The sequence below is a fragment of the Pseudochrobactrum sp. AO18b genome (assembly GCF_000409565.1).
In the GTDB taxonomy this organism is placed as follows: Bacteria; Pseudomonadota; Alphaproteobacteria; order Rhizobiales; family Rhizobiaceae; genus Pseudochrobactrum; species Pseudochrobactrum saccharolyticum.
The window spans coordinates 1-10,179 of sequence record NZ_ANNO01000386.1; the positions used below are offsets into that span (position 1 = coordinate 1).

Genomic DNA, 10,179 nt, shown 5'->3' on the forward strand with positions numbered 1-10,179 from the left:
ACCCCCGCCAAGCTTCTGCACATCCTTATAATATTGATCCACGAGGGCGGTCAGAGCGAGCGTGGCACCATTGCGATCCGCTTCTTCAAGACAGATTTTCAGGTCTTTGCGCATCCAGTCAGCAGCAAAGCCAAATTCATATTCGCCTTTAATCATTGTCGGTGTGCGGTTTTCCATCTGCCATGAACCGGCAGCACCTTTGGACAGCACATCAATCACGGTCTGAATATCCAATCCGGCACATTTACCGAAATGAATGGCCTCAGCCAGCCCCTGAACAATGCCGGCAATACAAATCTGGTTCATCATCTTGGCGAGCTGGCCATTACCAACAGCGCCCATCAAACCAACCGAACGGGCATAGGCAGAAATAACCGGCTTGGCTTTTTCAAAAACAGCTTCATCAGCGCCGCACATCACAGTGAGAACGCCATTCACAGCACCGGCCTGTCCGCCGGATACCGGCGCATCGATGAAATGGAAACCACGCTGGCGGGCTTCCTTGTCGAGTTCACGGGCAACCTCAGCAGAGGCTGTGGTATTGTCGATGAAGATAGTGCCTTTACCCATGCTCTGAAATGCACCGTCTTCGCCAAGGGTGACTGAGCGCAAATCATCGTCATTGCCGACACAGCAGAACACAAAATCCTGACCACGGGCAGCTTCGGCCGGTGTGGTGGCAAAACTGCCTTTAAATTCCTGCGCCCAGGCCTGTGCCTTAGCCGTGGTGCGGTTATACACGGTTACTTCATGTTCGCCGCGTGTTTTGAGATGGCCAGCCATCGGATAGCCCATAACACCGAGGCCGATAAACGCAACTTTAGCCATAGTAACTCCCATTTAATCAATGCTCTAAAGATGTTGGAAAAAGTAATTTCTAAAAGAGAAACCCGCTACGGATTGTTAAGCGGCAACTCCCGATGCATTTGCTCCAAAATCCAGTCACGGAATTTCTCTGTACCGGACTTGATCTGGCGCGATGCCGGAGCCACCAGAAAAATGCTCTTTCCGGCTTTGTAGGAATTCTCCAGTGGTATAACCAGTTTACCGCTTTCCAGATAGCTGCCGATCAGATGCCGCCAGCCGAGCGAAATACCCTGACCGTGAATTGCCGCCTGCATTGAAGCGAGATTATCACTGAACACCACATCATGAGGCAGTTTGGCACTGGAAACACCCTGATATTCAAGCCATTCACGCCAGCCGATACGGGAGCGGTGCTTTTCTTCAAAATGCAGCAGGCGGTGGTTAAGTAAATCGGCCGGTGCATGAATCGGGCCATGAGCAGCCAGATATTCCGGACTGCACACACAGACCGTTTCTTCCAGACACAGCTGCCATGAGCGCAAGCCCTGCCATTCGCCATTGCCGAGACGGGCGGAGAGGTCAATATCCTCTTCGCCGAGATCAATATAATCTTTCGGACTTTCCTCAATATGCAGCGCGATTTCCGGATAGCGGTTTTTAAAATCTGCAAGGCGCGGCAGTAACCACAGCGAGATAAACACCGCCGAGAATGAGGCGCGCACAATGTCTTTTTGATATTTCCGCTGCAAGGACGAAATCACCATATGCAGATGATCAAAAGAGGCCTGCACTTCCTGATAGAGCCGTTGTCCTTCCGGTGTCAGCTCCAGCCGCGCACTCTCGCGGCGAAACAGTTTCAACCCTGTCGATTCTTCAAGTAACCGTATGGTTTTACTCACTGCGGGCTGGCTGACATTCAGCTCTTTGGCCGCGGCGGTGAAGCTTAAACGCCGTGCTGCGGCCTCAAAGGCAAACAGGTAATTGGCGGAAGGAATGAGATTACGGAGTCTGTGCATAATCTGAAGTTATACCTCGGACTATTTTTTTACAAGATCACAAAGCATCTGCCGCATCCTATTGTGAGATCAAAATCAGCCGTAATTTTGCGCGCTGAGAAAACATGAAAACAGTCTGAGATCATTGCACTAAGGAGAGGTGCACCGGTCTTTCATAAAAATAAATCGGGTGGAATTATGCAAACTTATGCACGGGTTGTGGTTGTCGGCGGCGGTTGTGTCGGGGTTTCCGTTCTCTATGCACTGGCCAAACGCGGCTGGACAGATTGTGCGCTGCTGGAGCGCACATCGCTGACAGCAGGCTCAACATGGCATGCGGCAGGGCTTATTCCCTCTTATGCGCGCAGCAATAATGTCGGCCGTATGATTGCAAAAACCATTGAGATTTATGAAGGACTGGAAGCCGAAACTGGCCAGAATGTCGGCTGGCATAAATGCGGCCAGCTGCGTATCGCCAATACGCGCGACCGGATGGATGAATATAAGAGCTATATGGATGTTGCCGAAGCGCAAGGCACCAATGCCCGTCTGGTTTCGCCAAAAGAGGCTATGGAACTCTGGCCGCTGCTGGAAAACAACAAGCATATGATCGGCGCACTCTATCATCCCGATGACGGTCATATCGCACCGGCTGACGTGACGATGGCTATGGCCAAAGGCGCCCGCGATATGGGGCAGAAAATCTATCAGAATACGCAGGTCAACAGTTTTGAGCGCCTGCCAAACGGCGAATGGAAAGTCTCAACCAATAACGGCGATATTATCTGCGAACATATTGTTTCCGCGACCGGCAATTATGCCCGCCAGACCGGCGCATTGCTTGGTATTGATATTCCGGCAATCCCGATCCTGCATCAATACTGGATCACCGATGCGGTGCCGGAAATTATTGAGCGTAAAAAACAGGGTCTTCCGGAAATGCCGATCCTGCGTGATGAGGGCTTTGCCGGATATCTGCGTGAAGAGGGTGACGGATTGATGTTCGGCCCTTATGAACGTACCGAACATCTGAAACTCTTTGCCGTGGACGGTGTGCCGGAATGGTTCGGCGCTGATCTGGTGGAAGAGGATTTCGACGCGGTTGAGTGGAACTGGGAAGTAGCCACAGATTATGTGCCTGCTCTTGCCCGCACCGGCATTAAAGCCAATGTGCGCGGGCCATTCCAGATGACTGCCGATGAATTGCCGCTGGCTGGCCCTGCATGGGATCTGCCGAATGTATGGCTTGCGGAAGGTGTGCCGGGCGGCATTCTCTGGGGCGGCACACTGGGCTTCCATCTGGCAGAATGGATCATCGACGGTGCGCCGTCCAAAGATATGTCGGAACTCGACCCGCGTCGTTTCTCCAATTATGCCAACAAAACCTGGACGCGCCACAAGGTGCAGGAAACATGGGGCACACACGCGGATATTAAATTTCCGGGTCAGACCATGCCTGCATCCCGTCCGCAGAAAACCGCGCCTTCCTATGACCGCCTCACCGAAATGGGCGCTGTATGGGATGTGCTGAACGGCTGGGAAATGCCGCAATGGTTTGCGCCAAGCAAAGAGGAAGCTATTCCTGATCTGAGCTTCCGCCATACTGAGCGCGCTGCTAAATATATCCGTGAAGAAGTGACTGCAGTGCGTGAAGGCGTTGGCCTGATCGAAATGACACCGATGACCAAATTTGAGGTTTCGGGGCCGGGGGCTGAAAGCTGGCTGGACGGCATTCTCGCCAATAAGCTACCGAAGCTCGGACGTATCGGTCTTTGTCATCACCTGAATAAAAACGGCGGTGTGGTCAGTGAATATACGGTTATCCGCTTCAAACCGGATGCGTTTTATCTGATCTCCACCCCGCGCGGTGAGCGGCTGAATTTTGATGAATTATCCAAAATCCTGCCGGATGACCGCAGCGTTACGCTAACCAATGTCACCATGGAGCGCGGTGCTTTCACACTCGTCGGGCCAAAAGCGCGTGATGTTTTGCAGAAGATCACCGAGGTTGATCTGAGCAATGCGGCTTTCCCTTGGATGAGCATGCAGACCGGCACAATCGGGCTGGCCAGTGATGTGCGGATGCTGCGCGTAACTTATGAAGGCGAGCTTGGCTGGGAACTTTATCATCCGATCGGTTATCAGCGTCATCTGCTGGATGAAATTCTGAAAGCCGGTGAGGAATTTGGCATCCGTATGGTCGGTCTGGCCGCACTGGAATGCTGCCGTCTCGATAAATCCTATCGCGCGATGTATCGCGATATGAATGCCGAACTGACGGCTCTGGAAAGCAGTCTCGACCGTTTCGTCAAATTCGATAAAGGCGACTTTATCGGCCGCGATGCTCTCATCCGCCAGCGCGAAGAGGGGCTGAAGCGTCGTATTTGCACCATCACCATCGCCACAGATGGTGCCAGTGTGCAGATGAATGAGGGCGTTTATCACAATGGCAAACTGGTTGGCCGTATTACCTCCGGCGGTTATTCCTGCCATTTCAGCCATGATATCGCGCTTGCTCTGCTGCCGCCGGAATTAGGCAATCAGATCGGGCTGGAACTGGAAGTGCAGGTGCTGGGTGAATGGCGTAAGGCAAAAGTGGTTGAAGAGTCGCTTTACGACCCGACTAATTCGCGTTGCAAAATGTAATTTTAACAGTCTGATACATTGAATTACAGGATAAAGTCATGAAAGTTCTGGTCGCAGTTAAACGGGTTGTTGATTACAACGTTAAAATCCGCGTTAAGGCCGATGGCAGTGGTGTTGACCTTGCCAATGTTAAAATGGCGATGAACCCGTTTGATGAAATTGCCGTGGAGGAGGCGTTGCGCCTCAAAGAAGCGGGCAAGGTTTCGGAAGTGATTGTGGCTTCTGTTGGCCCTACCCAGGCGCAGGAAACGCTGCGCACAGCACTGGCAATGGGCGCTGATCGCGGCATTTTGGTGAAAGTTGATGATGCTGTTGAGCCGCTTGCCGTTGCTAAAATCCTAAAGAAACTGGTTGAAGAAGAACAGCCACAGCTGGTGATCGTCGGCAAACAGGCAATTGATGATGATGCCAACCAGACCGGCCAGATGCTCTCGGCACTGCTGGGCTGGTCGCAGGCGACCTTTGCATCCGAACTGGAACTTGGTGAAGGCAAAGCCGGTGTGACCCGTGAGGTTGACGGTGGTTTACAGGCGATTGAAGTGAAACTGCCAGCGGTGGTGACTGTTGATCTGCGTCTCAACCAGCCGCGCTATGCCTCTCTGCCAAATATCATGAAAGCCAAGAAAAAGCCGCTTGATGAGAAGAGCGCGGCAGAACTTGGCGTTGATACTGGATTGCGTCTCAAAGTTTTGAAAACCGAAGAGCCGGAAAGCCGTCAAGCCGGTATTAAAGTGGCCAATGTGCAGGAACTGGTTGCGAAACTGAAAAACGAAGCCGGACTGATTTGATAGGGAAATAAGATCATGGCAATTTTACTTTTAGCGGAACATGACAACCAGACCCTGTCAGACCAGACAGCAAAGGCGCTGACCGCAGCACTGGCTATCGGTGGTGATGTGGATGTGCTGGTTGCAGGGCAGAATGCCAAATCTGCGGCTGATGCAGCTGTCACGCTCAAAGGCGTGCGCAAAGTGTTGCTGGCAGAAAATGCAGCACTGGAAAACCAGCTGGCAGAACCACTGGCTGATCTCATTCAGACATTGAGCGCGGATTATGATGTGATTATCGCTGCGGCCACCACAACAGGCAAAAATGTGCTCCCGCGTGTGGCCGCATTGCTTGATGTGATGCAGGTGTCGGATATTATCGAGGTCATCTCGGCGGATACATTCAAGCGCCCGATTTATGCAGGCAATGCCTTGCAGACCGTGCAGGCACTGGAGGCTAAAAAGGTGATTACTGTGCGTACTGCCGGTTTTGCTGCGGCAGAAAAGGGCGGGGCGGCTGCGGTTGAAAATATTGCTTATGCCAATGACCCGCAATTGTCGAAATTTGTTGAAGCAAAACTTTCCGGCGGTGACCGTCCGGAGCTGACTTCGGCAAAGATCATTGTTTCCGGTGGCCGTGCGCTTGGCTCCGCAGAGAAATTTCAGGAAGTCATGCTACCGGTAGCGGATAAGCTCGGCGCTGCCGTTGGTGCAAGCCGCGCAGCAGTGGATGCCGGTTATGCGCCAAATGACTGGCAGGTTGGTCAGACCGGTAAGGTGGTTGCGCCTGATCTTTACATCGCTGCCGGTATTTCCGGTGCTATCCAGCATCTGGCAGGGATGAAGGATTCCAAAGTAATCGTGGCGATCAATAAAGACGAAGAAGCCCCGATCTTTCAGGTTGCCGATTATGGACTGGTTGGCGATCTATTTGAAATCATTCCTGAACTGGAAAAAGCGCTCGGCTAATTTTTCCATCAAAATTTATTGAAATGAAAAGGCATTCACCTGTTCAGGTGGATGCCTTTTTGCTTTAACCTGACATGAGATTTACGGGAGAATTGAGCGATGAACGAGACAAATGAGACAGTCAACGGTGCCTGTCATTGCGGGACAGTGCGGTTTCGGGTGAAACTATCCGACGGGCTGAACACCGCGCGCCGTTGCACATGCTCCTATTGCCGGATGCGCGGGGCTGTAGCTGTCTCAGCGCAACTTGGCGGGTTGGAGATTATCAACGGGGAAGATGCTCTGACGCTCTATCAGTTCAATACCAAGGCGGCGAAACATTATTTCTGCTCTGTTTGCGGGATTTATACGCACCATCAGCGCCGTTCCAACCCGCAGCAATATGGCATTAATGCCGCTTGTCTTGAGGGCGTCAGTCCGTTTGATTTTGATGAGGTTCTTGTCACCGATGGCATTAATCATCCGTCTGATGACAAATCAGCAAACAGGCCGCCCTATGTCGGTGTATTGAAATATATCCGCTGCGAATAATGCTACTGATCGTTGATAATCGCCCAGCGTTCATGGTCACGCCAGTCGCCATTGATAAACAAATAGCGCGGTGAAAAGCCTTCTTTGTGAAAGCCTGCACGTTCGACAAGGGCGAGGGAGCGCAGATTGTCCGGCTGGATATTGGCCTCAATCCGGTGCAGGCCGATTTCCCTGAAGCCATAAGCAACTGTTTGTTTCAGACCTTCGGTCATCAATCCGCGACCGGCCAGATGCACCATGTTGTAATAACTCAAATAGGCACTGCAAAACGCCTTCATAAAAATCTGGCTGAAGGTGAAAACACCGGCAATCTTGCCGCTCTCCGTATCGCGCACAACAAGTGCCTGAGAAGCACTGCTTTGCAGATTGCCAAACCAGTCTTCAAAACCGGCGAGATCAGTAAAATTGCGCATCCATGGATGATGATGATTGCGGCTCGCAAGATTACCCGCGATCAGTTCGGTTGCATCTGTTCTTCTGACGGGTTGCAAATTAATCATTTCATCCTCCGGCCGGATGCGTTTTATGCCGTTTAGTACAGCGCGCTGACAAGCCCAAACCTGTGTGATGAAGAAGTTTTTCGGCCTGTGCATTGCGTGTTGCACTATATTATGTCAGCGATATTCAAGTGTAATTACAATATTGTGTATGGGGGAAGCGTTTGACGGGCAATAAACAGATTTGGAAATCCTATCTGACAATATCGGTTATCTGGCTGATATTGCTATTGCTGTTTGTTGCTTTCACCGCCCGTCAGAGCATTAATCAGGCGCGTGACGAGGTGAAGCAAACCGGCACAGCGCTGCATCGTGTTCTGTCGCAGCGCGCTGCACAGCATGATGCTCACCTCACCAGTTTGAACGCACTGATCCTCTCTGCCAGTCCGGCACCGGTGGATGCTTTGCGGCAGGTATCGCGCAATATTATCCGCTTTTACCCGCGCATCAGCGTAATCGATGTCATGCTACTGAACCGCACCGGTTCCACGGTTAGTGCTGAACCTGTGCTGATGGTTGATGAAAGTGAGCATGATAATCTCGCCATTGATTTTGCCGCGCAGGTCGCAGAACAAAAACCGGGTGAGGTGCGCATTTATCTGTCTGACAAGCTGACAGACCGTTATTATCTTGGCAAAAAATCTGACAATGCCAATCCCGGTTATGCGATTTTCATGGCTATCAATCCGGCTCTGATGATTGAACCGGATGAGCGGCCGGATTGGGCAGATCTGACCCTGTCCATTAATGATAAGATTATTCTTGAACAACAATCCGGCCTGAAAACAGTAGCATCGCGCTTTCTGGAGCAACCGGTCTTTTCGCAGAAAATCGATAGTCAGAACCAGCCGCTTTTGCTGCGTCTCAGTCGCCCGATGGCGCTGTCAGATGTGATTGATCCGCTGCGCACCATATTATTCGCGGTTTTGTCATTAATTGCTTTGACCGGTGCTTATGCGCTCTGGCGTTTTCAAAAAGCCACCAGAGAGGCCGAGCAGAAAGCACAGTTGTCGGAACATGAAACGCGGCTTGCTCATGCGGCGCGGGTGAATTCCATGGGCGAACTGGCCTCCGGCATCGCCCATGAACTGACACAGCCGCTGACAGCCTTGCTGAGCCAAAGTCAGGCCGCATTACGCCTTGAAGCATCCGGCGACCGGCCTGAATTATTGAAACAGGCTTTGGCGGCCAATGTGCGGGAAGCATCGCGTGCCGGTGAGATTTTGCAGCGTATGCGCAATTATATGAGCAATCATGAACCAAAGCGCAGGCGCTTAGAAATCAACCAGATTATCCGCGATGTAGCGGAATTGCTGCGTACGGATCTGGCGCAACGCAATATCAGCCTGCATCAACAAACCGAGAAAATATCGCCGATGATTACTGCTGATCCGGTTGAGATGGAGCAGGTGCTTTATAACCTGATCCGCAATGCTGCCGACAGCCTGAGCCAGAGTGAGAACAGCGATAAACGCATTACTGTGACGGCTGAGGCCAGAGGCGGGCAGCTCGTTCTGAGTATTGCCGATAATGGCGGCGGCATTGCCGATGATATTCTGCCGCGCTTGTTCGAGCCGTTTTTCACCACCCGTGAAGCGGGTATGGGGCTGGGGCTTTCGCTCTGCGCAACACTGAATGAGCGGATTGACGGGGAAATATCGGCAGCAAATGCACCATCCGGCGGTGCAATCTTTACAATTACCATTCCAATGGCTGAGCCTGAGCATTCAAAGGCGGCAGAATGAAAAATCTCAAAATTTATCTGATTGATGATGATGAAGCCGTGCGCGAAGCATTGTCGCTGTTGTTGCAGACCTATGGCATGCATGTGGAGACATTCCGTGATCCGGCGACATTTCTGGCGCATGTTGATCCGCAAAAGCCCGGTTGTCTGATACTCGATTTGCGTATGCCGATGATAAGCGGCTTGCAGCTACAACAAAAACTGCTGGAACGCGGGATCGACTGGCCAGCCATCATGATTACCGGTCACGGGGATATCAATGCCTGCCGGCGTGCTTTCAAGGCAGGTATCCTCGACTTTCTGTCCAAGCCCGTGGATGAGCAGGTTTTACTGGAGGCACTGGAGACCGCTTCTCAGGAACTGGATAAAATTCTGGAACGGGCGGAGGCACAGAAACTGATCGCCAGACTGACCGACCGCGAGCACGAGATTTTCGATCTGATCTGCAAAGGTTTTGGCAGCAAAGAGATTGCCTCTGCGCTTAATATTTCGGTGCGCACCATTGATGCGCATCGCGCCAATATTGCCGAAAAACTGGAAACCAGTTCGGTGGTGGATTTTGTGCGGTTGCAACTATCCGGCAGCAGTGCAGGGCATCCGTAATTCTACCTAGAGCTTTCAGCGGTATCGCGGATTCACGCAAAATGATTGTTTCACTAGATTGAGTGTCAGAAAGCCGGTTGCTTTCACCAACACTCAGGAGACGATCATGAAACGCATTTTGTTTGCCGGTGCTGCGGCACTTGTACTGACCTCAGCTGCTTCCGCGCAGGTTTTGCAGGAAAAGAACATGCCGCTCGATCTTGCGGTAAACATTGCCAATGAAACAATCGCTGCCTGCTCTGCCAAAGGCTATAATGTAGCCGTAGCTGTTGTTGACCGTGCAGGCGTGCTGCGCACTCTGATGCGCGCCGATAATGCCGGTGCTCATACACCAGCGGCAGCGACCGCCAAGGCTTTCACCTCGGCCTCTTCCCGCACTCCAACCGGTGTCATGGCTGAAAATATCCAGAAAAATCCGGCAGCGGCAGAACTGGCTAACATTCCGGGCTTCCTCGTGCTTGCTGGCGGTGTGCCGGTTAAAGTCGGCGATGCAACCATCGGCGCAATCGGCGTCGGCGGCGCACCGGGTGGTCATCTGGACGAAGCCTGTGCAGTTGCTGCACTCGACAAGGTCAAAGACCAGCTTAAATAATCACTCCCAACCCCCCCCCCGTTGTCTC

At 52.1% G+C, this 10,179-nt stretch carries 10 protein-coding genes; 7 read left to right on the plus strand and 3 right to left on the minus strand.

Features of this window, described 5'->3' with window-relative positions:
• Together A918_RS0114510 and A918_RS0114515 are read right to left on the minus strand one after the other, a co-directional pair.
• A partial coding sequence (locus A918_RS0114510) for an NAD(P)-dependent oxidoreductase (RefSeq protein ID WP_022711758.1) occupies nucleotides 1-828 on the minus strand: 828 nt, incomplete at its 3' end.
• A 65-nt stretch (nucleotides 829-893) separates the two neighbouring features.
• Complete coding sequence (locus A918_RS0114515; RefSeq protein ID WP_022711759.1) at nucleotides 894-1,823, minus strand: LysR substrate-binding domain-containing protein; 930 nt, start codon at nucleotides 1,821-1,823, stop codon at nucleotides 894-896.
• Between the two features lie 177 nt (nucleotides 1,824-2,000).
• Between A918_RS0114515 and A918_RS0114520 the strand changes: the two genes are divergently transcribed.
• From A918_RS0114520 to A918_RS0114535, 4 genes are all read left to right on the plus strand, one after another.
• Nucleotides 2,001-4,448: an FAD-dependent oxidoreductase gene (locus A918_RS0114520; protein ID WP_022711760.1), complete on the plus strand. Its 2,448-nt coding sequence runs from the start codon at nucleotides 2,001-2,003 to the stop codon at nucleotides 4,446-4,448.
• 38 nt (nucleotides 4,449-4,486) lie between these two features.
• Nucleotides 4,487-5,236, plus strand: a complete 750-nt coding sequence (locus tag A918_RS0114525; RefSeq protein WP_022711761.1) for an electron transfer flavoprotein subunit beta/FixA family protein — start codon at nucleotides 4,487-4,489, stop codon at nucleotides 5,234-5,236.
• Between the two features lie 15 nt (nucleotides 5,237-5,251).
• Nucleotides 5,252-6,184, plus strand: a complete 933-nt coding sequence (locus tag A918_RS0114530; RefSeq protein WP_022711762.1) for an electron transfer flavoprotein subunit alpha/FixB family protein — start codon at nucleotides 5,252-5,254, stop codon at nucleotides 6,182-6,184.
• Nucleotides 6,185-6,283: 99 nt separating this feature from the next.
• Complete coding sequence (locus A918_RS0114535) at nucleotides 6,284-6,715, plus strand: GFA family protein (RefSeq protein WP_022711763.1); 432 nt, start codon at nucleotides 6,284-6,286, stop codon at nucleotides 6,713-6,715.
• Between the two features lie 2 nt (nucleotides 6,716-6,717).
• Here the strand turns inward: A918_RS0114535 and A918_RS0114540 are convergent, their stop codons facing one another.
• Nucleotides 6,718-7,215: a GNAT family N-acetyltransferase gene (locus A918_RS0114540; protein ID WP_022711764.1), complete on the minus strand. Its 498-nt coding sequence runs from the start codon at nucleotides 7,213-7,215 to the stop codon at nucleotides 6,718-6,720.
• Nucleotides 7,216-7,376: 161 nt separating this feature from the next.
• On the opposite strand from A918_RS0114540, the gene A918_RS20595 reads away from it, so the two are divergent.
• The 3 genes from A918_RS20595 (at nucleotide 7,377) to A918_RS0114555 (ending at nucleotide 10,151) form a co-directional block, all read left to right on the plus strand.
• A complete protein-coding gene (locus tag A918_RS20595; RefSeq protein WP_022711765.1) occupies nucleotides 7,377-8,957 on the plus strand; it encodes a sensor histidine kinase in 1,581 nt (526 codons plus the stop codon).
• On the plus strand, nucleotides 8,954-9,559 hold the full coding sequence (locus A918_RS0114550) for a response regulator transcription factor (RefSeq protein WP_022711766.1): 606 nt from the start codon (nucleotides 8,954-8,956) through the stop codon (nucleotides 9,557-9,559). The genes A918_RS20595 and A918_RS0114550 overlap by 4 nt, the downstream gene beginning before the upstream one ends.
• 106 nt (nucleotides 9,560-9,665) lie before the next feature.
• Nucleotides 9,666-10,151, plus strand: a complete 486-nt coding sequence (locus tag A918_RS0114555; RefSeq protein ID WP_022711767.1) for a heme-binding protein — start codon at nucleotides 9,666-9,668, stop codon at nucleotides 10,149-10,151.
• Nucleotides 10,152-10,179 lie beyond the last annotated feature (28 nt).

What these genes read in the sequence shown, in the direction of transcription:
- A918_RS0114515 (WP_022711759.1), bottom strand. Translation starts at nt 1,823, where the DNA reads ATGCACAGACTCCGTAATCTCATTCCTTCCGCCAATTACCTGTTTGCC.
- A918_RS0114520 (WP_022711760.1), top strand. Translation starts at nt 2,001, where the DNA reads ATGCAAACTTATGCACGGGTTGTGGTTGTCGGCGGCGGTTGTGTCGGG.
- A918_RS0114525 (WP_022711761.1), top strand. Translation starts at nt 4,487, where the DNA reads ATGAAAGTTCTGGTCGCAGTTAAACGGGTTGTTGATTACAACGTTAAA.
- A918_RS0114530 (WP_022711762.1), top strand. Translation starts at nt 5,252, where the DNA reads ATGGCAATTTTACTTTTAGCGGAACATGACAACCAGACCCTGTCAGAC.
- A918_RS0114535 (WP_022711763.1), top strand. Translation starts at nt 6,284, where the DNA reads ATGAACGAGACAAATGAGACAGTCAACGGTGCCTGTCATTGCGGGACA.
- A918_RS0114540 (WP_022711764.1), bottom strand. Translation starts at nt 7,215, where the DNA reads ATGATTAATTTGCAACCCGTCAGAAGAACAGATGCAACCGAACTGATC.
- A918_RS0114550 (WP_022711766.1), top strand. Translation starts at nt 8,954, where the DNA reads ATGAAAAATCTCAAAATTTATCTGATTGATGATGATGAAGCCGTGCGC.
- A918_RS0114555 (WP_022711767.1), top strand. Translation starts at nt 9,666, where the DNA reads ATGAAACGCATTTTGTTTGCCGGTGCTGCGGCACTTGTACTGACCTCA.